This is a genomic window from Clostridium nitrophenolicum, from assembly GCF_055391695.1.
In genome coordinates this window covers 3,537,693-3,561,191 of the sequence record NZ_AP042469.1, presented here as the reverse complement: position 1 = coordinate 3,561,191, position 23,499 = coordinate 3,537,693, and the positions used below count along the sequence as shown (strand labels likewise).

The following is a 23,499-nucleotide window of genomic DNA, read 5'->3' as shown; positions in this document are numbered from 1 at the left end:
ATGAAAACTATGACTTATATGGAAGCTATAAGAGAAGCAATGAGAATTAAAATGAAAGAAGATGAAAACGTTTTAATACTTGGAGAAGATGTTGGAGCATTTGGAGGCTGTTTCGGGTTAACAGGAACACTTCATTCAGAGTTTGGTGAAAAAAGAGTAAGAGATACTCCAATATCTGAAGGAGCAATAGTTGGATGTGCTATAGGAGCAGCTGCTACAGGATTAAAGCCAATTGCAGAAATAATGATGGCAGATTTTGTTACAGTTGCAATGGATATGTTAGTTAATCAAGCTGCAAAGCTTAGATATATGTTTGGAGGAAAAATAAGTCTTCCAATGGTTGTTAGATTGCCAGGTGGCGGTGGACTATCAGCTGCAGCTCAACACTCACAATCCTTAGAAGCTTGGCTTACACATGTACCAGGACTTAAGGTTGTTTATCCGTCAACCCCAGCTGATGCAGCAGGATTACTGCTTACAGCCATAGAGGATGACAATCCTGTTGCATTTATAGAACATAAAGGAATATATAGCTTAAAAGGTGAAGTGCCAGATGATATCAAACCAATACCATTTGGAGTGGCTGATATAAAGAAAGAAGGAAAAGATATTACTATTATAGCTACAGGCAAAATGGTTCATGAAGCCTTAAAAGCTGCACAGCAGCTTTCAAAGGAAGGTATTGAAGCGGAGGTAGTAGATCCAAGAACGTTATTCCCACTGGACAAAGAAGCTATATTTAATTCTGTAAAGAAAACTAACAAAGCATTAGTTGTTACAGAAGAAAATAAAAGAGGGGGATATGGTGGAGAAATTTCTGCTATCATAAGTGAAGAAATTTTTGATTATCTCGATGCACCTGTAGTTAGAATTGGAGCACTTAACACTCCAATACCATTTTCACCAGTCCTTGAAAATTTTGTGCTTCCTAATTCCAATGATATAGTTGATGGGGTTAAAAAATTATTTTAATGGGGGGGGACTTCCCCCAAAAATTAGGTGAGGTTGTATATGAATAAAATTGGAATTATAGCCAATCCATCCTCTGGTAAAGATATTAGACGACTTGTATCTCATGCTACAACAGTTGATAATAATGAAAAGGTAAATATAGTTGAAAGAATAATTCTAGCTGCGCAAGCATGTGGTGTGAGTAATGTTTATATTATGCCTGATGTTTATCAAATCGGATATAAAGTTGAAGATAACTTATTAACTTTGGGGGAGCTCACAGCTAAAGTAAACATTTTAGATATAGAAATCACTGGTACTTTAGAGGACACTATAAATGCAACTAAAAAAATGGAAGAATTAGAAGTAGACTGTATTGTTGTCCTAGGAGGAGATGGGACAAGTAGGGCTGTAGCTAAGATTATAAAATATACACCAATAATAGCCCTGTCTACAGGTACAAATAATGTTTACCCTGAGGTGATAGAAGGAACAGTGGCAGGGATGGCAGCAGGAGTAATTGCTTCTAAGAAATTTGACATTAACAAAATATGTTCTAAAGATAAAAGAATTGAGATTTATAAAGATGAAAGATTAATAGACATTGCTTTGATAGATGTAGTAATTTCAAAGAATTTATATGTTGGCAGCAAAGCTATATGGAATATTAATGATATATTAAAGATTATTGTTTCAAAAGCACACCCGGCATCAATAGGTTTTTCTGCTATTGTCGGATGTAAAATAATTGTGAGTAAAAATGATGATTTTGGAGTAAGTGTTGATTTAATGAATAATAAACACAAAATTATTGCACCAGTTGCAGCTGGAATTATAACACCTATTTATATGGGAGATGTTGATATAATCAATCTTAATAATCAGTGTGAATTTACTAGTAAAGAAGCAGGAACTATTGCTTTAGACGGAGAACGGGAAATTACCTTTAAGGCTGGAGAAAGATTTACTTTTAAAATAACGAGGAATGGTCCACTGAGGGTTGACATCATAAACGCATTAGAAATAGCTCAAAAAAGTGGTTTTTTCAAAATAGATTAGTTTTGAAGATATTAAAAAAGGGGGAATATTTATGGCAAAGGTTGTAGTTATGCCGAAACTAGGACTTACAATGAAAGAAGGTACGTTAGTAACTTGGAATAAAAAAGAGGGAGATGAAATCAAAGTAGGAGAGGTTTTATTTGAGATATCAACAGATAAGTTGAGCAATGATTTTGAATCAAGTGATGAAGGAATAGTGAGAAAATTACTTGTAGAAGAAGGAGATGTAGTTGAATGTTTAAAGCCAGTTGCAATTATTGGTAGTGCTGATGAAGATATATCTTCTTTATTAAGTGATTCCTCATCAAATAGTGAATCAGTGGAGCAAAGCGATAGTAAATTACCAGAAAAAGAATTAAAAGAAGTGAATGGTGAAGAGAGAAAACAAGGAAGAATAAAAGCCTCTCCAGCTGCTAAGAAGATGGCTTCAGAAAATAATATAGATATCACATTAGTTGAAGGTACAGGCCCACAGGGAAGAGTAACAATTGAAGATGTAGAAAAGTATATTGAAAGTAGTAAAAACAAAGCCAAAGCATCCCCAATGGCAAGTAAAATAGCAAAGGAATTAAATGTTAATTTATCAGAAATCGAAAAAGATGGAAGGATAATGAAAGAGGATATTCTATCCTTATGTAAGTGTAATAAGACTTCAGAGAATACCTATGTTGAAAAGAGAGTTCCAATGTCTCAAATGAGGAAGGTAATTGCTTCGAGAATGTATGAAAGCTGGGTTACTTCTCCAACAGTAACATATGACATAAAAGTTGATATGACTAACTTAAAGAGATTTAAGGATGCTCTTAAAGATGTGTGTAAAGTAACTTATACAGATTTGTTAGTAAAAATAGTTTCAAAGGTATTACTGCAGTATCCTTTACTTAATTGTTCTGTTGATGGAAATGAACTAATCTTAAGAAACTTTGTAAACATGGGTATAGCAGTAGCTTTAGATGAAGGACTTGTAGTACCAGTAGTTAAATGTGCTGATGAAAAAGGATTAGAAGAAATTTCAACAACAATAAAAGAATTAGCTGATAAGGCAAAGAAGAATGCACTTAAGCCTGATGAAATTACAGGTGGCACATTTACAATAACCAATCTAGGAATGTATGGCATAGAGTATTTCTCTCCAATTATAAATCAGCCAGAAGTTGCTATATTAGGGGTAAATAAAATTACAGAAACTCCAATAGCTCAGAATGGTGAAATAGTTATAAAACCTCTTATGAATTTATCCCTTACTGCTGATCATAGAGCAGTAGATGGGTCAGTAGCAGCTCAATTCTTGTCAAAGCTTAAAGCCTTTATTGAGAAACCAGAGATGTTAATATTATAGGGAGATGATGAGTATGAAGTTAGTTATTGTAGGTGGGGGACCAGGTGGATATGTAGCTGCAATTCGAGCAGCACAATTAGGTGCTGAAGTAACATTAATTGAAAAAGAAAAGGTTGGGGGAACTTGTTTGAATATTGGATGCATACCTACCAAGGTATTAGCACATACATCTGATTTATTAGAAGAGCTTAAAGAAGCTAAAAAGATAGGAATAGATATTGAAGGCAGTGCAAAAGTTAACTGGAGTAAGCTTCAAAGCAGAAAGAATTATGTAATAAAAAGACTTGTATCAGGAGTTTCAGGTTTATTAGTAGCTAATAAGGTAAAGGTCATTAATGGAACTGGAAGACTTCAAGCAGGTAATGTGGTTTTAGTTGCAAAAGAGAATGGAACTACAGAAGAAATTAAATACGATAAATTAGTAATAGCATCCGGCTCCAGGACATTTATTCCACCTATAGAAGGAAAAGAGCTTACAGGAGTAATTGATAGCACAGGTGCATTAAATTTGGAGAAAGTTCCTAGTAGTCTTGTTGTTATTGGTGGAGGAGTAATAGGTATAGAATTGGCTAATATTTTTAACAGTATAGGCTGTAAAGTAACTGTTATTGAAATGATGCAGCACATTTTACCACTAATAGATAGAGAAATTTCAGAAATGCTTAAAAATAAATTAATAAAAGATGGTATTGAAATGCACACCAACCACAAGGTCACAAAAATTGAAGAGAGTTCTGAAGGCCTTCAAGTTAGCTTTTCTGGTGAAAAAGATTTAGTCGTTAACGCAGAAAAAGTTCTAATTGCTGTAGGAAGAACAGCAAATATTGAGGATTTAAATTTGGAAGCTGTAGGCATAAAGACAGAAAGAAACTACATTGTAGTCAATGACAAAATGGAAACAAATATTAAAAACATATATGCAATTGGTGACTGTACAGGCAAAAATATGCTGGCACATGTGGCTTCAGATCAAGGAATAGTAGCTGTAGAAAATATAATGGGGAAAAACAAAGAAATGGATTATAAAACTGTACCTGCTTGCGTATACACCAAACCTGAATTAGCGACCGTTGGATTAACTGAAGAGCAGGCAAAGGAGAAAGGTATAGATTACAAAGTGGGTAAGTTTCCGCTAATAGCCAATGGGAAATCCCTTATAATGAATGAAACTACAGGGATAATAAAAGTTATTTCAGATAAAAAGTATGATGAAATACTTGGAGTTCATATACTTGGACCAAGAGCAACAGATTTAATAGCTGAAGCTGCATTAGCGCTGAGATTAGAAGCTACTACAGAAGAAATAATCACAACAGTACATGCCCATCCAACTGTAGGGGAAGCTATGAAAGAAGCTGTACTTTCAGTTAACAAAGAGGCCATTCACATATTAAATGAGTAATGAAGTTATCTATCTATGTAGGTTTACAATTTTTGTACTTTGAATTATATATAGAGAAACTAACTAGAAAGGTAACTTATATAAAGGGATATGTTTCCAAAGACTGAAGGTAGATTTAAAAACTTTGTGCCAATCTTAGCGAAGAGTTTTAAGACAAACTTAGAACATTAGATAGTGGTGAAAAGCCTAAATGGCTTTTCACGAGCTACTTATCAATGCTAATTGATAAGTTAGTCCGACTGAGCATAGCGAGTTTATCTAAGTCTTAGGTCGTCTAAAACTTAAGCTTTAGATTGGCTAAAAGTTTTTAACGGACTAAAGCTTTGGAAACATATCCCGGGGTATAAGGTAACTTTCGCCCTAGTACCCCTATATAGATAGTTAATTCTAAACCTATCTAGTTTCTTCTACATGATTCAATTCAGATGAATTTAGTTTATTAAATATTTGCATGCCCGTTTTGCCAGCTGATGCCATGTGATTTTTCTTTTGAAAATTTCTTACAGCTAGCATTGTATCAAAGCTAGAAAAGTTTTTAGAAGGCTCAGAGTTTAAACTTTTTTTAGGCGCTTTTTCTCCTAATCTTGTTTTAGAAAGAGCATCGTTGATAATTTTTCTGTTTAGGTTATTATTTAGTACAGTTTCAATGTATTCAATAATATCTTTTCTATTATTTAAGTTAATAAGTTCAGAGGAAATTTCACTGTAGTTATATATAAATTGAGTTAATTTGCTTTTAGCAATTATATGTTGTAAACATACAGAGTTTATCTCTAGAGTCATATCTATATCTGTAGATGATACCATAAACAATTGATCTTTTTCCATAAGGTCTATGCTCCTTTTAAAATTTTATATTGATTCTAAATTTAATACAGTTCTATGTATTAAATTTAACTTATGTAAAATGATAAATATTAACTTTCATGAGAAATATACGAAGGCTTAGATAAATATAAGGGGGTAGGAATAAATTAAATGTAATTTTAATAAAATACAATAAATAAACCTAATTCCTATTAAGTTAAGGAATTAGGTTGTAGAAGTTATAAATATGATAAAAAATTTTAATCTTTAATTTAAAATTTTAGATACAACTATTTGCTGTATTTAAAGTTTGATAGGTTATACACATAGGAGTTTTAAAAATAGGACAATCAATAATTTTAGAATTTATATCAAATACTTCTTTAATTAACTTTTCATTTATAATTTTCTTTGGATCGCCCTCAGCGTATACCTTACCATCCTTTATAGCTACTATATGGTCAGCATATCTACAGGCTAAATTTATATCGTGAAGCACAATGATAATAGTCCTCTTCTCTGTTTGGTTTAGCTTTTTTAGAAGATCAAGCACCTCTATTTTATATTTTATATCTAAGTGGTTTGTAGGTTCGTCTAAAAGTACTATACCTGTTTGCTGTGCTAATGTCATGGCAATCCAAACTCTTTGCTTTTGTCCGCCGGAAAGGTCAGAAAGTTTTTTATGTTTTATATCTAATAAGCCAGTTTTTTCTAGTGCATGATTTACAATTTTTTCATCTTCTTTACTCCATTGATTAAACCAACTTTGATAGGGATATCTTCCCTGCTTAACAAGATTGAACACAGTCAAATCAGAAGGAGCAGTAGGAGTTTGAGTTAGTATGGCCAGATCTCTTGCAATTTCCTTCGTAGATTTTTCAAATATATTACTATCTTCTAAAAAAACTTTGCCACATTTGGGTTTTAATAGTCTGGACATGGTTTTTAATAAGGTTGACTTACCACATCCATTACTTCCAACTAGTATAGTGATTTTATTTTTTGGTATGCTAATGTTAATATCTTCTAATATTATATTATCTCCATAACCTAAGGTTAAATTGGTTGTAGACAGACTCATTTAACTACCTCCTTTAAGGGTTTTTTGATTTTTAATTAATAGGTAAACAAAGAATGGCGCACCTATTCCTGCTGTAAATATTCCAACTGGCAAATCTAAAGGAAAGAACAGCGTTCTTGCAGCTATATCAGACAAAACCACTATTATTCCACCTACCAATGAAGATAGAGGTATAATATTTTCAAAGGATGAATTAGTAAGTTTTCTGGATATATGAGGTGCTATTAATCCTACAAAGCTAATACCGCCGCCTACAGCAACAGCTCCACTAGCTAGAGCAGCACTTAAAATCATAAGGGTAAATCGATTTTTTTCTAATGATGTTCCTAATCCTTTAGAAATGGTATCTTCTAAGCTTATAACATTTAACACTTTAGAATAAATTACTGTTATCACAAAGAATATGAGAAACCAAAAGGATAAAAGCTTAACATGTGTCCAGTTTGTGCCATATACAGTTCCGGTAATCCAAAGATTGGCCTCTTTAATAAATACCACTGGCCCATTAATTATTAGTATAGAAGTAATAGCTTTTGCTGCACCAGCTACTCCAATTCCAATAAGTATTAATCTATAAGGTGTAACTCCGTTCTTAAAAGCTAAAAAGTAAACTAAAACAACTGCAGAAAATGCCCCTACAAAAGCGAATACAGGCATATAGAATATACTAGTTGTCAAAGCATTATTTTTGGGATCAGTAAATAAAGTTAAGAAGACTAGTGCTCCCACAGAACCACCATCTACTATGCCTATAATGTTGGGAGAGGCTAAAGGATTTTTTACAACGCCTTGAAGAATTGAGCCTGAAAGTGCTAGTGAAGCACCAACAAAAAAGGCTACTAATGTTCTTGGTAGTCTTATGTTATTTATAATAAACGTATCGCCACTAAGTTCATTAGTGAATAGAGTTTTTATTATATAGAGTACAGAAATATTTTTCTGACCTATACTTAAACTTAAAAGTATGCTTAATATGCAAATAATAAATGTAAATAATAGTATGATAAGGCTTCTTTTTTCATATATAAAAGATAGTTTATTTTTTCGAACAATAAAGAATTTATTCATTTTGTGTTTCCACCTTTCTAGCTATATAAATGAAAAAAGGAGTACCGATTATAGCTGTTAATGCTCCAACAGGGATTTCCTTTGGATAAATAATAAAACGAGAACTTATATCAGATACTAGTAAAAATATTGATCCTAGAACCATACTATAAGGTAGTGACCACTTGAATTCAGAACCAACTAAAGCACGGGTTATATGTGGAATAATTAATCCCACTAACCCAATAGGACCTGCTACAGCCACTGAAGCACCAGCCAATACCACAACTAATATGATAATTTGTATTTTTAAAAGTTCTGTATTTAAGCCAAGCCCCTTTGCAATTTCCTCACCTAAAGAAAAAATATTCAATTTTTTTGATAGAATAAAGGAAATAATAAGTGCAATAAGTAAATAAGGAACTACCTTAATTAAAATATCAAGACTTCTGCCCTCCACAGAGCCTGTTATCCAATAAATAATCTCCTCCATAGTCTTTTGATCTTTAAACAATATCACTTGAGTAAATGACATGAATAAAGCAGATACAGCCGCGCCTGCAAGAGTTAAATCAAAAGTTTGAATAGAACCTTTAAGACCACCTGCTAAGGCATAAACAAAAATTACAGCTATTGCAGCACCAATAAATGAAAAAAGTATTGTGTAGTTTGGAGAAAGCATGGGAAAGTAGCTGTATACAAGTACCATTAAGAAAGCAGCACCAGAATTTACTCCCAGTAGTCCAGGCGATGCCATAGGGTTTTTAGTAAGAGTTTGCATTAATACTCCAGAAACACTTAAGCTAGCACCAACAAATAGGGCAGTTAAGGCTCTTGGAACTCGTGATGTTTTTATAATTATATGTTCTTTACTATTTGTATAATTTATATATGTATTTATTAAATCTACAAAAGAAGTTTTTATATAACCTAATAATATACTCCCTAGAAAGCATAAAAGTAATAAAAAAATTAATGCTACAAGCATTAGAACTTTTGATTTATTGCTTTCTAAGCGAAAAATTTTCAAATAAAACACATCCTTTCAACTTAAATTCATGGTATTTTAGCAAACACTAAATATATCATATAAGAGTATAATCTATTATTTTTTTGATGTCAATGAAAATAATTATCAATTTACAATGAGAATCACTTGCAATAAAATTAGCTCTGTGATAAGATGTAAATCGGAATTAATAAGATGAAGGAGTGTTAGCATGAAAACAAAAAAACTAATAAGGGCTTTAGGAATTTTAACTTTAGCTTTCTCTCTTACCGCGTGTGGTACAGCAAAGAATTCAGATAAATCTCAAGAGGCATCTAATGGTTCAACAAGAATAATAGAGCATGCAATGGGCAAAACAGAAATCAAGGGTGAGCCTAAGAGAATTGTAGTTCTTACAAATGAAGGTACAGAAGCTCTACTTGAATTAGGTATCAAGCCTGTTGGAGCAGCTAAATCATGGACAGGCAATCCTTGGTATAAACATATTGAAAAAGATATGGAAGGAGTTCAAAACTTAGGAACTGAAGATCAAATTAATATAGAGGCTGTAGCTTCGCTAAAACCAGATTTAATTATAGGAAATAAGATGAGACATGAAAAAATATATGATCAGCTATCAAAAATAGCACCAACAGTTTACTCAAATACCTTAAGGGGAGAATGGAAACCTAACTTTGAATTTTATGCAAAAGCATTAAATAAAGAAAAAGAAGGAAAAGAAGTAATAAGAAAATTTGATGAACGTGTATCGAATATATCAAAACTGGCTGGTGATAAGCTTAAGACAGAGGTATCCTTAATAAGATTTATGCCAGGTAAAACTAGAATTTATTTAGGAGACACTTTTGCTGGTAATATATTAAAACAAATTGGTTTTGCTAGACCAGAAAATCAAAGAAGTGATAAATTTACATTAGAAATAGGAAAAGAAAGATTAAAAGAAACAGATGGAGATGTAGTATTTTATTATACATATGAAACTGGAAATGGTGAAGGGTCAGCAAGAGAACAGGAATGGTTAAAGGATCCAATGTTTCAATCATTAAAGGCTTATAAAAATGGGAAAGTTTATAAAGTTGATGATGTTATTTGGAATACAGCTGGTGGAGTTAAGGCTGCAAATCTAATGCTTGATGATATAGAGAATTTTATAAAATCAAATAAGCTTTAATAAAATAATAAGACACAGGCATATTAAAAGTAGTTTTTTATATGTTTATGTCTTATTATTTTTACTTTATAAAATGTATTTATTGAAATTATAATTATTTTTAATTAGTATGCTATTAAATTATTATTGCATTAGAAATAATTTCATATTATTATTTAGTTAACGAACGTTAATTAAGGGAGATATTTCATGAAGGAGAAAATTAAAGAAAATGCGGTACGGCTATTTTGTGAAAGGGGATTTTCAGGTACATCCATAAGAAACATTTCTGATTCTGTAGGAATAACTGCAGCAGCTGTATATTCACATTTTAAATCAAAAGAAGAACTTTTTCTCGAAGTGTTTGCTGAGGGATGGAGAGCAGTGGCAGAAGGGGTAGATATCATTGAAAATAAAGAAAAGTATCTAACTCCTGAACTTCTTTTTAAGATATATAAATATCATGTTAACTATTATTTGAAGGAAAAAGAAAAAACTGTTTTTCTTTTTCGGAGCACGATGTTTCCAGCAAGTGAACTAAAAGAAAAAGTAATTAAAATTTTTTATAGGGAATTAAATGATACTCATGAGTTTATAGGAAATATTTTTAAAGATATGATTGCTAAAGGTATCGTAAGGAATATATCAATTAAAGATCATGTGTATACGTTTTATAGACTTATCAATAGTTTTATATTTGAAATAACTGCACTTAATAAATCTGCTACAGATGAAGAGTTAAATAAACATTGGCAATGCTATTGGCAGTGGATAAACGCATAAAGATATACTAATAAGATAAGACAAAATTTTTTATTTGAGGTGATTTTAATGAAATTAATTAAATTTAAAAGAATAAAAACAAGGATATTAACATTACTCTTACCATTAATTATACTATCTATGTTACTTTTATCTGCAATAAGTTATCAAACCTCAAAAAATCTTATAAATAATGAAATTGATAAACAAATGAATGAAAAGTTAGATAGCACTGTTTCTTCGATAGAAAAATCGCTTACTAATCACAGCAAAATTCCTGTGACTTTAGCAAGAACAGTAGAAGTAGTAGGGAACACTATGGATAAAGAGCAGTATGTATCAATGCTAAAATCTTATATAAATTCTAACGATGAGACTCTTGGTGCAGGAGTATGGTTTGAGCCATATAAATATAAATCTGACGTTAAATACTTTGGGCCATATGCATATAAAGATAAGGGAAATTTAGTTTATACAGATGACTATAATTCTGAAAGCTACAATTATCTAGAGCAGAATTGGTATAAAGCAGGAGTAAATTCTGGGGGAAAAGCAGTTTGGACACCTCCATATTTAGATCATGTGACGAATATATCAATGGTAACGGCAGCAGTACCATTTTATGATAAGGATAAAAAATTTTTAGGTGTAACAACTGCAGATATAGACTTAACCAGAATTCAAAAGATGATTAAGGAAATAAAAATTGGACAAACTGGTAAAGCATTTCTTGTAGATAAGGATGGAATTTATATAGCAGGAAGTGATTCTTCAAAAATTATGAAGACGAAATTACAGGATGATAATAATAAAAGTCTTGCTGATCTATCAAAAAACATAATGTCAGGAAAAAAATCTACAGGAAGTTTTACTGATAACAATGGGAGAAATATAATTTATTCTGCTCCAATAGCTGAAACTGGATGGGTACTTGTACTTACAATGCCAGAGAAAGAATTATATTCACCACTTAGTGTTCTTATATATAAACTTATTCCTGTAATTTTAGTTACAATAGCAGTTATAATATTAGCAATATTATTGTTTAGCAATTATATTGCATCATCAATAAAAAGAATTCTTGATTTTGGTACAGCTCTTGGAAATGGAGATTTAACTAAAACTATAGAAGTCAATTCAGAAGATGAATTTGGACGCCTTTCCAAGGAACTTTCAAAAGCTAATGAAAACATGAGTGAATTAATAACACAAATATCTGACAGTTCTGGGGAAATCAGTTCTTCCAGTGAAGAATTATCGGCTACAATGGAGGAAATATCATCAAAGATGGATTCTATTAATGAAGCTACAAAGAATGTATCAAAAGGGACCGAGGAGCTGAGCTCAGCTACAGAGGAGATTAATACTTCAGTTGATGATATAAATTCTATTGTAAGTAATCTTACAAATAAATCGACAGAAGTAAATAATTCTTCGCAGGAAATTCAAAGTCGTGCATCACAAATAAAAGATAGAGGACAAAATTCCATGAAGGTAGCAATAGGAATTTATGAAGAAAAACATTTAAAAATAGCTAAAGCTATTGAAAGTGGCAAAATAGTTGATGATGTAAAGATTATGGCTGAGTCTATCGCAAGTATAGCAGAGCAGACCAATTTACTAGCACTAAATGCTGCAATAGAAGCTGCTAGATCTGGAGAACATGGAAGAGGATTCGCTGTAGTTGCTGAAGAGGTGAGAAAACTTGCTGAACAGTCATCTCAAACTGTTATGAGTATACAAAGCATGGTTATTGAAGTAAGAGAAGTATTTAATAACCTTTCACAAAATGCTGAAGAAATTTTAAGTTTTGTTGAAAATAATGTAAAGCCAGATTATCAGTTGTTAGTTGATACAGGGTTACAGTATGAAAAAGATGCTGAATTTATTAATAGTATAGCAGGAGAGATAAATACTGCTGTTGGTTTAGTAGCAGAATCTATAAATAATATAAGTAGTTCTATTGAAAATGTATCAGCAATTGCAGAAGAATCTGCTGCAAGCTCTCAGGAAATAATGGGAAGTGTGGACGAAAATACTTATGCAATTGAGGAAGTAGCAAAAGCATCGCAAAGTCAAGCGGAACTTGCTGAGCGATTAAATGATTTAATACAACAATTTAAAATATAAATAAAGTTAGGTAATTTAAATATTACCTAACTCAAATTCGTGGTAACTCTATATGCTTTTATAAACATATAGAGTTACTATTTTGCCTGTATTATTTTAAACCTTGTTCGTAAGCTTCTACCATTTTCTTAACCATGTTTCCGCCTACTGAACCTGCTTCTCTGGAAGTAAGATCTCCATTATAGCCTTCTTTTAAGTTTACGCCTACTTCTCTAGCGGATTCCATTTTAAATCTGTTTAGACCTTCTTTTGCTTGTGGAACTAATACTCTATTACCTCTACTTGCCATAAGTTACTTCCTCCTTTTAGTCGGAACACGGGGTAATTTTACTTGTTTCCCTTCGGGCACTGGGTAACTTAAGATTTTCGCTTTCGCTCACAAGTTACCCGTAAAAGTTCATTTAGAACTTTTACCTAGCAAAATTACCCGTTAAAGTCCATTTAGGACTTTAACCTCCTTAAATTTATAAAACTTTTATATGTTTTATAATCACAGTTTGTACAGTTTTAAAATTATTACACTATAAAATTAAAGGAAAGCTATCCATAAGATGTAATACTTAGAACAATAAGTAATAAAAATTACGATATAAAGCGGTGCGAAACTATATAAGTAAACTAAAATATAAATAATGTTATACAGTCAACAGAAACTGGACAATTTATTTATAGAGTTCTTGATAATAAAACAAGCTGGGTAGGCGGAACAAATACTAATTTGCTTGAAATTATAAAAAGCGCTAAATAAAAATAATAAATCAGCTCAAAATTCACATGTAAATTCAGTGAAATTTGAGCTGATTTTTTTACTTTAAATATGATTAATTATATTTAAGTTCCAATATGAATCTCTCTTTCTTTCCCTAAAAAGAATACAGCAAGTGCACCTGGTCCACCATAAGAACCTACAACAGGTCCAACGTAGCTCATTATAATATCCTTAACCTTTATTTTGTTTGATATGAGATTTTTTAATGTTAAGGCATCCTCTATACAATCTCCATGAGATATACCTATAGTCTGCTCTTCGGGGCTTTCAATTTTTTCTAAAACCTTTTCAAAAAGAGCATTTAAAGCTTTTTTTCTTCCTCTAAGCTTGTTTAAAGGAAGCACTTTGCCAATGTTGCTTATTGTTAAGAAAGGTTTTATATTTAATAACATACCAGCAAATGCAGCAGTTGCAGATATTCTTCCACCTTTTCTTAAATAATTAATATCATTTACTATCATAAAAGTATTTAGATTTTGTTTAATTTCTTCTAAATAGTTAATTATATCATCAATAGAAGCTCCTTGCTTTTGCATTTCCAGCGACTTTAAAACCATTAAACCTTGTCCTAAAGATGCTGTTAAAATATCAATTATACAAATTCTTAAGTTAGGATAATCTTCTTGCAGCATGTTTTTCGCTATATTTGCACTATTCACAGTACCGCTTAGGCCGCTGGAAGCACCTATATATAATATATCCTTTCCATCATCAAGTACTTTTTTAAACTCGTCATAAAATGATTGGGTACTAGGTTGTGAGGTTTTCGGCATTTCGCCATTTCTTATATCATCATAAAAGTTTTCTAATGAGTAGCTTGTACCAAAATCATCAAGTCTTTCAATATTATTATAATGATAGGTTAAGCTAACAAAGGGTATATCGAGCTCTTTAACATATGCTGTGGGTAAATCACAACAACTATCAGTAATTATTCTAAATTCTTTCATTTTTTTTCCTCTTAAATACATCGATATTTTGACAAATTTATTACTTTTACTCTATTTTATAATGAAATTCTACAAAATACAATCAGAAATATTTAAAAGGAAAAATTAGTACAATGAAAAATTATAGTACTTTTTTATTATAACTAGTGTATATAGAATTTTTAATGAGTAATCTTGTATTGCTATGGAAAAGTATACTTAATGGATTTTTCTTAAAATTTTTGTTGAAGCCATGTATTGTTATTGACAGACAAGAGAAAAAAGTATAAAATTAACAAGATAATGAAAATCATTATCAATTATAAAGCCGTTGTTAAAGATTACTAATAATAAGCTATGTTATGTATTTATAAATAATAAGTAGAAAGAAATGAACTAGTAATAAACAATATATTTTAAAATAACTTAAAGGAGAATGTAGCTATGGTGAAAGAAGATTTTAGTAATTACATAAATATAGTAAAAAATTTTAATGAAAAAGATTATTTATTTTCAACAATAGCTCATAGTATTGGACCGACATTAGTGGGCGAAAAACCTTCTTCTTTGCTAATATTTAATACATATAATCGAAACCAAAAGAAAGTATGGGAAGAAGTTAAACATGAATTAAAAGATAGACTAAAAATAAAATTTTTTGAATTAAATAGTAGTGAGGAAAACTCAGTTGTACTTTTTTATGATGAAAATATGTTATTAGAGATCTTAAAGAAGAAAAGAAATATATATTTTCTAAAGAGATTTGGATATACAGAAAATATGAGTTTACAGGAATACTTAACCCTTTTAAGCCAGCGGTTCAAAAAAATTTGTCCTCATGAAATAGGAATTTTTTTAGGATACCCTGTAGAAGATGTAGCTATATTTTCAAGCTGTCCTAACAGAAAATGTTTACTTGTAGGTTATTGGAAAGTTTATCATAATGGCAATGTTGAAAAAGCTAAAAATATTTTCAAAAGGTATGATAGCATAAAATCAGATATTATAAAACTTATTGCTCAAGGTATAAAACCTATAGAAATTATAAGCTCATATAAAATGGTAGGGTAATTGAAGAGATTTAAATTTTTAATATAGACAATTCTCATAGAGATACATACTTAATTAAATATTATTATAAAGGATAGATATGGTATAATATCTATAAAAAGGTTTCTAAATCTTTTATGTTTAGAATAATCATGACTTAACTTGTAACAAAACTAGAGAGGAGAAATGTTATGAAAATTAGTAGAAGAGACTTCTTAAAGTGGTCAGTAGCAGCTGCAGTAGCATTAAAGTTAGAATTTGATGTGGATAGTGTAAATACTGTACTTGCAGCTGATACAGATCCGCCAATCATTTGGCTGCAAGGAGCAGGTTGCTCAGGGTGTACTGTGTCTATGATGAATGTCACAAATCCTACTACTATCGATCAAGTACTTCTAAATAAAATAAGTATGAAGTATAACAGCACTCTAATGACTTCTGCAGGAGAGCTTGCAATGCAAACTTTAGATCAAGCAGCAAATATGTATGCAGGGAAATTTATATTAGTTATTGAGGGAGCTATTCCTACAGGAGCTTCGGGGCACTATTGTGTAGTAGGTGAGCAGAATGGTGTTGAACTTACTATGCAGCAGGCGGTATTAAAATATGGTCCTATGGCAAAATACGTTGTAGCTGCAGGAACTTGCGCTTCCTTTGGTGGAGTAACTGCTTCTGCTCCTAATGCAACATCCTGCACTACGGCAAAGTCGCTACTTTCAGGTAAAACTGTTAACCCAGTAGTTAATCTTTCGGGATGCCCTGTACATCCTACTGTTTTAGTGCAGACACTAATAAATTTAATTTTAACTGGAGTGCCAAGTTTGGATAGCTATAACAGACCAAGTACATATTACGGTACTAATATACACTCAATATGTCCAAGGAAGGGATTAACACAAGTAACTCAACCTGGAGTATATGGTTGCTATAGAGCAGTAGGGTGCAAGGGGCCGGGCTGCAAGAATGTATGTCCGAGTATGAAATGGAATAATGGAAAACAGTTTTGTACAATGGTAAATCATCCATGTATTGGATGCGCTAATCCGGAGTTCCCAACAAATCCATTAAATCCAGTAAGTACTTCTTAAGATATAAATTAAGGAAAAGGTGGCATAAAAATGAGTACAACTTTAACTTTAGATCCAGTAACAAGATTAGAAGGACATTTAAAAATACAAGTAGTTCTTGATGCAAATAATACAGTAATTGAAGCGAAGGCAGCAGGAAATTTATATAGGGGTTTTGAGAATATGCTTTTGGGGAGAACACCTAAAGATGCTGCATTCTTAACTCAAAGAATTTGTGGCGTTTGCCCTGTTTCACATGCGGTAGCCTCCGCAAAGGCATCAGAGAGCGTACTTAAATTCACTCCAAGCTTACAAGGACTGCTTTTGAGAAATATTATATTGGGAGCAGACCATATATCTAGCAATATACTTAACTTTTATCATCTATCTCTCATGGACTATATACAGGGTCCGCAGATGAATCCTTGGACACCTGGTTATAATCAGGATATGAGATTTTCTGCAGCAGACACTCAGGCTTTTACTAATAACTATTTAACAGCTCTTACTATAAGGAGAAAGGCTCATGAATTGGGAGCTACTTTCGGAGGAAAGCTTCCTCATGCATCAAATGTTATAGCTGGTGGAGTTACCGCAATACCATCAGCAGACAATATAAGCATCTGCAAATCTTACATAAATGAAATTCAAAGCTTTGTAAATAATCAATATCAACAGGATGTAAACAAATTAGCTTCTACCTATAGTGACTACTATAATGTTGGAAATGGATACGGAAATTTAATATGCTATGGAGTATTTGATGTAAATACATCTGGACAACAGCTATTTCCAGCTGGTGTGGTTACAGGTGGAGTTGTTAGCAGTTTTGATGTCAATAACATTAAAGAATACGTAGGATACTCATGGTATTCCTCTTCTTCAGGTGTAAATCCATCAAGTGGTACAACTTCCCCAAGCTATGGTAAAAGTGGAGCATATACATGGCTTAAAGCCCCAAGATATAATAATGTACCATATGAAGCAGGGCCATTAGCAAGAACTTGGATTAGTGGAGACTATAAAAGAGGTGTTTCCGTTATGGATAGACATATGGCTAGATACATAGATACAGCAAAAATAGTAAGCAATATGCAAGTATGGATTAATCAAATTACAGTAGGATTGAGTGGATATACTAAAGTAGGTGCTCCAGCTTCAGGAAGTGGAATTGGACTTACGGAGGCACCTAGAGGAGCAATTGGACATTGGCTATCAGTTGCTAATTCACAAACATCAAAGTATCAAATTATAACTCCTACTTGCTGGAATGTGTCACCTAAAGATGATATGGGAAATCCAGGACCAGTAGAAAAAGCTTTAATTGGCACTTATGTAGCAAATCCTTCTCAGCCTATAGAGCTTTTAAGGATAGTTCACTCCTTTGATCCATGTACAGGCTGCTCAGTACACGTGATGTCTCCAAAAGGTATAGAAATGTCTAAGTTTATTGTAAATCCTATAGGAGGCTAGAATGAAAAAAATTGCGGTTATTGGTATAGGGAATATTTTGCGCAAAGATGATGGTGTAGGAGTGCATGTTATAAAGGAATTAGAGAAACAATTAGATAATTCCTTTGTTGAGCTAGTAGATGGAGGAACTTCTACTTTGGACATGCTTGGTTACTTTCTTGACTATGAGAAAGTAGTAGTTATTGACTGCTTAAGAGCCGGTTATGAGCCAGGAACAATTTATAAAATAAAGCCAGAGGAAATTAAGGACTATAACAAAGAAAATCTATCTATACATGATGTACAGATTTTAGACGTAGTAAAAATAGCAAATATGTTCGGAAAGCATCCACAAGTAATGATATTTGGAGTTGAGCCTAAGGAAATAAGCTTTGATCTTGAAATATCAGATACTATAAAAAATAAAATACCAGAAGTAGTTAATCTAGTAAAACTTGAATTGAATATAAATTAGGTGATGAACAATGCACGAAGTTTCGATAATAGAAAATGTTATAAAGATTGTAGAAGATAAAGCAAAAGAAAATAATTTCAAAAAAATTAATAATGTTTCACTAAAAATAGGTGAGATGTCTGGCGTTATGGAAGACTCTTTAAGATTTGCATTTGATTGCGCTTCAAAAGATACGATAATGGAGGATGCTAATCTTGTAATTGAAAGGATTGAAGCAACAGGGGGATGCCGCAGCTGCGGCATCACCTTTAAAATTGATCATTTCAATAAACTATGTCCTCAATGCAAAAAATTTTGTGATAATATTTTAAGCGGATATGAATTATATATTAATACAATACAAGGAGAGTAAAAAATGAGTGAAATAAAAGTTGTTACTAATATACTTAAGACGAATGAGGAAATATCAAGTAAAAACAAGCAAATCTTTGATGAAAAAGGCATATATGTGGTTAATTTAATGAGCTCACCAGGTTCAGGTAAAACATCTATACTTGAAAAAATAATAAAAGAACTAAAGCAGGAAATAAATATAGCAGTAATTGAAGGAGATATATATACAACAAAAGATGCTGAGAGAATTGAAGCTCAAGGAGTTCCGGTTGTTCAGATTAATACTGAGGGAGCATGCCATTTAGATGGCGATATGATAAAAGGAGCCATGGATGAATTAAATCTGGATAATATAGACTTTTTAGTTATTGAAAATGTAGGTAATTTAGTTTGCCCCGCTGAGTTTGAAGTAGGAGAGGACATTAAAATTTCAGTTTTAAGTACAACAGAAGGTAATGACAAGCCATTGAAATATCCTTTAATGTTTGAAAAAAGCGGAGCTGTAATTCTTAATAAGATAGATATTATTAAGTATACAAATTTTAGTAGAGAAGAGTTTTATAATGATATAAAAGCACTAAACGCAAATGCGGATATTTTTGAAACAAGCTGTGTAAAAGGTGATGGAATAAAAGAGGTATGCAGTTTTATAAAAAATAAAATAAGTGAGAAAAAGGAGAGAATATAATATGCCTAACTTAGGATTTCCAGAATTAATATTACTTTTAGTTATTGCCTTGGTAATTTTTGGGCCAGGAAAACTTCCGTCAGTTGGAGGGGCTATAGGTAAATCATTAAAAGAGTTTAAAAAGGCCTCAAGAGAACTTACTGAAGATACTAATATATCCAATATCGTAGAGGATAAAAAGGAGCAAAAATAACTTCAAGGAGTGTAAAGCATGTTAACTAGTGAAAATATTGTAAAAGCAGTACACTGGCTTGAGAAGTATAGAAAAAAAATAATACTCCTACTGCTGTTGCCATTAATAACAGCAGTAGGAGTGTATTATAAGAGCAATTTAATTATAGATGTTTTGAGAAAACCCTTAAAGGGATTACAAATATTTTTTCTCACACCTATAGAAGGTATAATGGTAAAAATTACAGTAGCATTGGTTTGTAGTCTAATAATAACCATTCCAATAATAGCATATATTATGGTTTTTATGTTTTCTTTTAAAATATCGAAAAAGCTAAGAAATATTATAAGATTTATTATTATTCCCTTTGCAACTTTATCTTTTATAGGAGGAATTTGTTTTGGATATAGATTTGTGCTTCCAGTTACAATTGATTTTCTCTTAAATTGTGGAAATGAATTTATGCAACCAACTTTAAGAGGACATGATTGTTTTTCCTTTATGATATTACTGTTAATATCAATAGGTATATTATTTGAATTACCTTTAATATTAGTAGCACTATCAAGGATAGGAATAATCAATTCCAAAAAATTAATGAATAAAAGAAAGATAGCTATTTTTAGTATTTTTGTTATAGCGGCAGTAGTTACTCCAACACCAGATGTATTTACCTTAACAATAGTAGCTCTTCCTATGATTGTTTTATACGAGATAAGTATTTGGTGCATATACATAATCGAGAGAGGTAATAAGAAAAATGGTAGATAATGAAATGGCTGTTACAGAGCATCTTGAAGAGCTGAGAAGAAGAATTATAGTAAGTGGTGTATCTGTTTTTATAGCAACAGTTATTTTATATAACAAAATATTAGTTGTAATAAATTTTTTAATGAAGCCTATAGAAAAATTTAAGCTGAATTTTGCTTACTTTTCACTAACAGAAGGCTTTATAACAAGATTAAAGGTTTCGTTATTTGCAGCTATTATTTTAGTAAGCCCTATTATTTTTTACGAAATAGTAGCTTTTATTAGTCCTGGACTTACCAAAAAAGAAAAAAAGATTTTATGCTTTGGAGTCTTTTACTTATCTATTTTTTTCTTATCTGGTGTAGTTTTAGGATATGTTATAATACTACCTTATACATTAAAATTCCTTATAACTTATAGTAATAGTTACATGAATCCATTGTTATCGGGAAATATGTATTTTAGTTTTATAGGTTTATTTTGTACTGCTGTAGGCATAACATTTACTATTCCCTTAATATTTTTGCTTTTAGCGAAGCAGAAATTAATTGAAGTTAAAACCCTTATGAAATGGAGAAAGTATGTTGTGGCAGCAGTAGTAGCGGTAGAACTTTGTTTTGTTCCTTCAGTAGATTTAGTTATTTTTTCGATAATTATGCTGCCAGTAATAGTTTTATATGAAGTGAATATTTGGATTTTTTATTTTAGAGAAAAGATTATAAATAAAAAATAAAGGAGAGTGCAATATGTGTCTTGGGATTCCAGGTAAGATTATAAAGATTGAAGATAACAAAGGAATCATAGAAATAGGGAATGTTAAACGAGAAGCTTTTATACATTTTGTACCTGAAGCTAAAGTGGGAGATTATGTACTTATGCATGCAGGTTGTGCAATTCAAGTATTAGACGAAGAGGAAGCATTAAAAACTCTAGAAATTTTAAGGGAGCTATCGGAAGATGAAATTTGTTGATGAATTTAGAAACGAGGTTTATGCAAAATTACTTGTAAGTAAAATTCAAAATAAAAAAGATAAAAAGCTCAATATTATGGAAGTGTGTGGTACACACACTATGTCAATTTTTAGGTACGGTATACGGGACGTACTGCCTGAAAATATTAAGTTAATATCAGGACCAGGGTGTCCTGTTTGTGTTACTCCTCAAAGTTATATTGATACTGCTATTGAGTTATCTACTAAGGACAATGTCATTATTACTACTTTTGGTGATTTGATGAGAGTACCAGGGAAAAACACCTCATTACTTAAAAGAAGAGCAGAAGGCGGAGATATAAGAATAGTATATTCACCAATGGATGCTATGCTTTTAGCGCAAAAAAATCCTTCTAAAAGAGTTGTATTTTTATCAGTGGGTTTTGAAACAACTACTCCAATGACAGCGGTAACAGTAATAGAAGCTAAGAAAAATGGTATAGATAATTTATTTTTCCTAACATCACATAAACTAATTCCACCTGCAATGGAGGCATTAGTTCAGGACAAAAATTTAAATATTGATGGATTTTTATTACCTGGACATGTAAGTGCTATTATTGGAGAAAAACCCTATACTTTTTTATCAGAAGAATATAATATACCAGCAGTAGTTGCAGGTTTTGAGCCGATAGATATTTTACAGGCTGTAAACACTCTTTTGGATATGATTTATAGCGGTAAAAATAATATTGAAAATGACTATAAAAGAATTGTAAAAGAGCAAGGTAATATTCAAGCCATAGAATATTTAAATAGAGTTTTTAAAATTGTAGATAGTAGATGGAGAGGTATAGGGATTATACCGAAAAGTGGTTATGAATTTAATAAAGAGTATGAACAATTTGATGCTATAAAGCATTTTGAAATTGAATACAAGGAATATGATGGAAGTCCAGGATGTAAATGTGGTGAAATTTTAAAAGGGAAAATAACGCCGCTTGAGTGCCCTTTATTTAAAAAGATATGTACACAAGATAACCCTATAGGTTCTTGTATGGTTTCTAGTGAAGGTACTTGTGCAGCTTATTATAGATATTACAATTCGGAGGTAAGTAATGGATAGAATTACGCTAAGTCATGGTAGTGGTGGAAAGCAAACTAATAAGTTAATTACAGACTTATTCTTTAAATATTTTGATAACGAAATCTTAAATGAAATGAATGACTCAGCTCATCTGAGTTTAGATAGAAGTAAGATAGCTTTTACTACAGATTCATTTGTAGTAAAGCCAAGATTTTTTAGCGGTGGTGATATAGGAAAGCTTGCGGTTTACGGAACTGTTAATGATTTAGCTGTAAGTGGAGCAAAGCCTCTATATTTAACCTGTGCTTTTATAATTGAAGAAGGTTTTTCCGTTGAAGAACTTGAAAGAATAGTAAAATCTATGGCGGAAGCTGCGAAACAAGCAGATGTATTGATTGTAGCAGGAGATACAAAGGTTGTTGAAAAAGGCGGAGTAGATGGAATATTTATTAATACTTCTGGTATTGGAACAATTTACGATGGAATAGACATAAGAGCATGCAATGCAAAGCTTGGTGATGTGGTAATTGTAAATGGAACATTAGGAGATCATGGAATGACTATAATGTGTCAAAGAAATGGTATAGATATTTATGGAGATCTAAGAAGTGATTGTGCACCGTTAAACTCCTTGACAGAAGAAATAATTAAAGTTTGTCCTGATGTTCACGTTTTAAGAGATGCTACAAGAGGTGGAGTTGCCGCTGTATTAAATGAAATTGCTGAGGAAAGCAAGATAAATATTGAACTTTACGAAAACTCAATTCCTGTTAAAGAAGAGGTAAGAGGGGCTTGTGAGATACTAGGATTAGAACCTTTATATATAGCAAATGAAGGTAAAATCTGTGTATTTGTTCCAGAGGAATATGCGGGCAAAGTTTTGGAAGCTATGAAAAATCACTGTTTAGGCGAAAACTCCAGTATAATAGGAAAAGTTGTAGAAGGCCCCGAAAAGAGAGTTTATGTGCAAACCCTAATAGGTGGAAGAAGAATTGTTGATATGCCATCAGGAGAGCAGCTGCCTAGAATATGCTAGAAAAGCGCTAAGAGGAGTGGAA

The 23,499-nt window shown here is 31.7% G+C and carries 25 protein-coding genes; 19 read left to right on the top strand and 6 right to left on the bottom strand.

Going from position 1 to position 23,499, the window contains the following annotated elements; translation table 11 throughout:
- From ACZ5N4_RS16990 to lpdA, 4 genes are read left to right on the top strand one after another with little or no spacing between them, the layout of a single operon-like run.
- Nucleotides 1-972, top strand: coding sequence for an alpha-ketoacid dehydrogenase subunit beta (locus ACZ5N4_RS16990; protein ID WP_464203690.1), 972 nt, complete (start codon nucleotides 1-3; stop codon nucleotides 970-972).
- 39 nt (nucleotides 973-1,011) lie between these two features.
- On the top strand, nucleotides 1,012-2,010 hold the full coding sequence (locus ACZ5N4_RS16985; protein WP_464203689.1) for an ATP-NAD kinase family protein: 999 nt from the start codon (nucleotides 1,012-1,014) through the stop codon (nucleotides 2,008-2,010).
- 31 nt (nucleotides 2,011-2,041) lie between these two features.
- Nucleotides 2,042-3,349 (top strand): dihydrolipoamide acetyltransferase family protein, encoded by a 1,308-nt coding sequence (locus tag ACZ5N4_RS16980; RefSeq protein ID WP_464203688.1) that lies wholly within the window; start codon nucleotides 2,042-2,044, stop codon nucleotides 3,347-3,349.
- A 13-nt stretch (nucleotides 3,350-3,362) separates the two neighbouring features.
- The gene (lpdA, locus tag ACZ5N4_RS16975; RefSeq protein WP_464203687.1) at nucleotides 3,363-4,751 is read left to right on the top strand and encodes a dihydrolipoyl dehydrogenase; all 1,389 of its coding nucleotides are present in this window, start codon (nucleotides 3,363-3,365) and stop codon (nucleotides 4,749-4,751) included.
- Between the two features lie 393 nt (nucleotides 4,752-5,144).
- Here the strand turns inward: lpdA and ACZ5N4_RS16970 are convergent, their stop codons facing one another.
- The 4 genes from ACZ5N4_RS16970 to ACZ5N4_RS16955 all read right to left on the bottom strand — a co-directional run bounded on the left by ACZ5N4_RS16970 (nucleotide 5,145) and on the right by ACZ5N4_RS16955 (nucleotide 8,716).
- Nucleotides 5,145-5,579, bottom strand: a complete 435-nt coding sequence (locus tag ACZ5N4_RS16970) for a hypothetical protein (protein WP_464203686.1) — start codon at nucleotides 5,577-5,579, stop codon at nucleotides 5,145-5,147.
- 259 nt (nucleotides 5,580-5,838) lie between these two features.
- Nucleotides 5,839-6,639 (bottom strand): ABC transporter ATP-binding protein, encoded by an 801-nt coding sequence (locus tag ACZ5N4_RS16965; protein ID WP_464203684.1) that lies wholly within the window; start codon nucleotides 6,637-6,639, stop codon nucleotides 5,839-5,841.
- The gene (locus tag ACZ5N4_RS16960; protein WP_464203682.1) at nucleotides 6,640-7,707 is read right to left on the bottom strand and encodes a FecCD family ABC transporter permease; all 1,068 of its coding nucleotides are present in this window, start codon (nucleotides 7,705-7,707) and stop codon (nucleotides 6,640-6,642) included.
- The gene (locus tag ACZ5N4_RS16955; protein WP_464203680.1) at nucleotides 7,700-8,716 is read right to left on the bottom strand and encodes a FecCD family ABC transporter permease; all 1,017 of its coding nucleotides are present in this window, start codon (nucleotides 8,714-8,716) and stop codon (nucleotides 7,700-7,702) included. The genes ACZ5N4_RS16960 and ACZ5N4_RS16955 overlap by 8 nt, the downstream gene beginning before the upstream one ends.
- 190 nt (nucleotides 8,717-8,906) lie before the next feature.
- Between ACZ5N4_RS16955 and ACZ5N4_RS16950 the strand changes: the two genes are divergently transcribed.
- The 3 genes from ACZ5N4_RS16950 to ACZ5N4_RS16940 all read left to right on the top strand — a co-directional run bounded on the left by ACZ5N4_RS16950 (nucleotide 8,907) and on the right by ACZ5N4_RS16940 (nucleotide 12,737).
- Nucleotides 8,907-9,866, top strand: coding sequence for an ABC transporter substrate-binding protein (locus ACZ5N4_RS16950; protein WP_464203679.1), 960 nt, complete (start codon nucleotides 8,907-8,909; stop codon nucleotides 9,864-9,866).
- Between the two features lie 189 nt (nucleotides 9,867-10,055).
- On the top strand, nucleotides 10,056-10,628 hold the full coding sequence (locus ACZ5N4_RS16945) for a TetR/AcrR family transcriptional regulator (RefSeq protein WP_464203677.1): 573 nt from the start codon (nucleotides 10,056-10,058) through the stop codon (nucleotides 10,626-10,628).
- 48 nt (nucleotides 10,629-10,676) lie between these two features.
- The gene (locus ACZ5N4_RS16940; RefSeq protein ID WP_464203675.1) at nucleotides 10,677-12,737 is read left to right on the top strand and encodes a methyl-accepting chemotaxis protein; all 2,061 of its coding nucleotides are present in this window, start codon (nucleotides 10,677-10,679) and stop codon (nucleotides 12,735-12,737) included.
- Between the two features lie 91 nt (nucleotides 12,738-12,828).
- On the opposite strand, the gene ACZ5N4_RS16935 is transcribed toward ACZ5N4_RS16940, so the two are convergent.
- Both ACZ5N4_RS16935 and ACZ5N4_RS16930 read right to left on the bottom strand, forming a co-directional pair.
- Nucleotides 12,829-13,026, bottom strand: coding sequence for an alpha/beta-type small acid-soluble spore protein (locus ACZ5N4_RS16935; protein WP_178908821.1), 198 nt, complete (start codon nucleotides 13,024-13,026; stop codon nucleotides 12,829-12,831).
- Between the two features lie 542 nt (nucleotides 13,027-13,568).
- On the bottom strand, nucleotides 13,569-14,456 hold the full coding sequence (locus ACZ5N4_RS16930; protein ID WP_464203673.1) for a DegV family protein: 888 nt from the start codon (nucleotides 14,454-14,456) through the stop codon (nucleotides 13,569-13,571).
- A 423-nt stretch (nucleotides 14,457-14,879) separates the two neighbouring features.
- On the opposite strand from ACZ5N4_RS16930, the gene ACZ5N4_RS16925 reads away from it, so the two are divergent.
- The 12 genes from ACZ5N4_RS16925 to hypE all read left to right on the top strand — a co-directional run bounded on the left by ACZ5N4_RS16925 (nucleotide 14,880) and on the right by hypE (nucleotide 23,477).
- A complete protein-coding gene (locus ACZ5N4_RS16925) occupies nucleotides 14,880-15,506 on the top strand; it encodes a DUF3793 family protein (RefSeq protein WP_464203672.1) in 627 nt (208 codons plus the stop codon).
- 170 nt (nucleotides 15,507-15,676) lie between these two features.
- On the top strand, nucleotides 15,677-16,573 hold the full coding sequence (locus tag ACZ5N4_RS16920) for a hydrogenase small subunit (protein ID WP_464203671.1): 897 nt from the start codon (nucleotides 15,677-15,679) through the stop codon (nucleotides 16,571-16,573).
- Between the two features lie 30 nt (nucleotides 16,574-16,603).
- Complete coding sequence (locus ACZ5N4_RS16915) at nucleotides 16,604-18,025, top strand: nickel-dependent hydrogenase large subunit (RefSeq protein WP_464203670.1); 1,422 nt, start codon at nucleotides 16,604-16,606, stop codon at nucleotides 18,023-18,025.
- A gap of 1 nt (nucleotide 18,026) precedes the next feature.
- A complete protein-coding gene (locus ACZ5N4_RS16910) occupies nucleotides 18,027-18,479 on the top strand; it encodes a hydrogenase maturation protease (RefSeq protein WP_464203669.1) in 453 nt (150 codons plus the stop codon).
- Nucleotides 18,480-18,489: 10 nt separating this feature from the next.
- Entirely contained in the window at nucleotides 18,490-18,831 is a 342-nt protein-coding gene (gene hypA / locus ACZ5N4_RS16905) for a hydrogenase maturation nickel metallochaperone HypA (RefSeq protein WP_464203667.1), read from the top strand.
- A 3-nt stretch (nucleotides 18,832-18,834) separates the two neighbouring features.
- Nucleotides 18,835-19,500 carry a hydrogenase nickel incorporation protein HypB gene (gene hypB, locus ACZ5N4_RS16900; protein ID WP_464203666.1) on the top strand — a complete coding sequence of 222 codons (666 nt, stop codon included), beginning with the start codon at nucleotides 18,835-18,837 and terminating at the stop codon, nucleotides 19,498-19,500.
- Nucleotide 19,501: 1 nt separating this feature from the next.
- Complete coding sequence (gene tatA, locus ACZ5N4_RS16895) at nucleotides 19,502-19,693, top strand: twin-arginine translocase TatA/TatE family subunit (protein WP_464203665.1); 192 nt, start codon at nucleotides 19,502-19,504, stop codon at nucleotides 19,691-19,693.
- Between the two features lie 18 nt (nucleotides 19,694-19,711).
- Nucleotides 19,712-20,443, top strand: coding sequence for a twin-arginine translocase subunit TatC (gene tatC, locus ACZ5N4_RS16890; protein WP_464203663.1), 732 nt, complete (start codon nucleotides 19,712-19,714; stop codon nucleotides 20,441-20,443).
- The gene (gene tatC / locus ACZ5N4_RS16885; protein WP_464203662.1) at nucleotides 20,433-21,155 is read left to right on the top strand and encodes a twin-arginine translocase subunit TatC; all 723 of its coding nucleotides are present in this window, start codon (nucleotides 20,433-20,435) and stop codon (nucleotides 21,153-21,155) included. Before tatC (ACZ5N4_RS16890) ends, tatC (ACZ5N4_RS16885) begins: the two co-directional genes overlap by 11 nt.
- A gap of 13 nt (nucleotides 21,156-21,168) precedes the next feature.
- Nucleotides 21,169-21,393, top strand: coding sequence for a HypC/HybG/HupF family hydrogenase formation chaperone (locus ACZ5N4_RS16880; RefSeq protein WP_464203661.1), 225 nt, complete (start codon nucleotides 21,169-21,171; stop codon nucleotides 21,391-21,393).
- A complete protein-coding gene (gene hypD / locus ACZ5N4_RS16875) occupies nucleotides 21,380-22,480 on the top strand; it encodes a hydrogenase formation protein HypD (RefSeq protein WP_464203660.1) in 1,101 nt (366 codons plus the stop codon). The genes ACZ5N4_RS16880 and hypD overlap by 14 nt, the downstream gene beginning before the upstream one ends.
- Nucleotides 22,473-23,477 (top strand): hydrogenase expression/formation protein HypE, encoded by a 1,005-nt coding sequence (hypE, locus tag ACZ5N4_RS16870; RefSeq protein ID WP_464203659.1) that lies wholly within the window; start codon nucleotides 22,473-22,475, stop codon nucleotides 23,475-23,477. Before hypD ends, hypE begins: the two co-directional genes overlap by 8 nt.
- Nucleotides 23,478-23,499 lie beyond the last annotated feature (22 nt).

Excerpts from the sequence above, each read along its gene's own strand:
- ACZ5N4_RS16990 (WP_464203690.1), top strand. The coding sequence starts at position 1 with ATGAAAACTATGACTTATATGGAAGCTATAAGAGAAGCAATGAGAATT.
- ACZ5N4_RS16985 (WP_464203689.1), top strand. The coding sequence starts at position 1,012 with ATGAATAAAATTGGAATTATAGCCAATCCATCCTCTGGTAAAGATATT.
- ACZ5N4_RS16980 (WP_464203688.1), top strand. The coding sequence starts at position 2,042 with ATGGCAAAGGTTGTAGTTATGCCGAAACTAGGACTTACAATGAAAGAA.
- lpdA (WP_464203687.1), top strand. The coding sequence starts at position 3,363 with ATGAAGTTAGTTATTGTAGGTGGGGGACCAGGTGGATATGTAGCTGCA.
- ACZ5N4_RS16970 (WP_464203686.1), bottom strand. The coding sequence starts at position 5,579 with ATGGAAAAAGATCAATTGTTTATGGTATCATCTACAGATATAGATATG.
- ACZ5N4_RS16965 (WP_464203684.1), bottom strand. The coding sequence starts at position 6,639 with ATGAGTCTGTCTACAACCAATTTAACCTTAGGTTATGGAGATAATATA.
- ACZ5N4_RS16960 (WP_464203682.1), bottom strand. The coding sequence starts at position 7,707 with ATGAATAAATTCTTTATTGTTCGAAAAAATAAACTATCTTTTATATAT.
- ACZ5N4_RS16950 (WP_464203679.1), top strand. The coding sequence starts at position 8,907 with ATGAAAACAAAAAAACTAATAAGGGCTTTAGGAATTTTAACTTTAGCT.
- ACZ5N4_RS16945 (WP_464203677.1), top strand. The coding sequence starts at position 10,056 with ATGAAGGAGAAAATTAAAGAAAATGCGGTACGGCTATTTTGTGAAAGG.
- ACZ5N4_RS16940 (WP_464203675.1), top strand. The coding sequence starts at position 10,677 with ATGAAATTAATTAAATTTAAAAGAATAAAAACAAGGATATTAACATTA.
- ACZ5N4_RS16935 (WP_178908821.1), bottom strand. The coding sequence starts at position 13,026 with ATGGCAAGTAGAGGTAATAGAGTATTAGTTCCACAAGCAAAAGAAGGT.
- ACZ5N4_RS16930 (WP_464203673.1), bottom strand. The coding sequence starts at position 14,456 with ATGAAAGAATTTAGAATAATTACTGATAGTTGTTGTGATTTACCCACA.
- ACZ5N4_RS16925 (WP_464203672.1), top strand. The coding sequence starts at position 14,880 with ATGGTGAAAGAAGATTTTAGTAATTACATAAATATAGTAAAAAATTTT.
- ACZ5N4_RS16920 (WP_464203671.1), top strand. The coding sequence starts at position 15,677 with ATGAAAATTAGTAGAAGAGACTTCTTAAAGTGGTCAGTAGCAGCTGCA.
- ACZ5N4_RS16915 (WP_464203670.1), top strand. The coding sequence starts at position 16,604 with ATGAGTACAACTTTAACTTTAGATCCAGTAACAAGATTAGAAGGACAT.
- ACZ5N4_RS16910 (WP_464203669.1), top strand. The coding sequence starts at position 18,027 with ATGAAAAAAATTGCGGTTATTGGTATAGGGAATATTTTGCGCAAAGAT.
- hypA (WP_464203667.1), top strand. The coding sequence starts at position 18,490 with ATGCACGAAGTTTCGATAATAGAAAATGTTATAAAGATTGTAGAAGAT.
- hypB (WP_464203666.1), top strand. The coding sequence starts at position 18,835 with ATGAGTGAAATAAAAGTTGTTACTAATATACTTAAGACGAATGAGGAA.
- tatA (WP_464203665.1), top strand. The coding sequence starts at position 19,502 with ATGCCTAACTTAGGATTTCCAGAATTAATATTACTTTTAGTTATTGCC.
- tatC (WP_464203663.1), top strand. The coding sequence starts at position 19,712 with ATGTTAACTAGTGAAAATATTGTAAAAGCAGTACACTGGCTTGAGAAG.
- tatC (WP_464203662.1), top strand. The coding sequence starts at position 20,433 with ATGGTAGATAATGAAATGGCTGTTACAGAGCATCTTGAAGAGCTGAGA.
- ACZ5N4_RS16880 (WP_464203661.1), top strand. The coding sequence starts at position 21,169 with ATGTGTCTTGGGATTCCAGGTAAGATTATAAAGATTGAAGATAACAAA.
- hypD (WP_464203660.1), top strand. The coding sequence starts at position 21,380 with ATGAAATTTGTTGATGAATTTAGAAACGAGGTTTATGCAAAATTACTT.
- hypE (WP_464203659.1), top strand. The coding sequence starts at position 22,473 with ATGGATAGAATTACGCTAAGTCATGGTAGTGGTGGAAAGCAAACTAAT.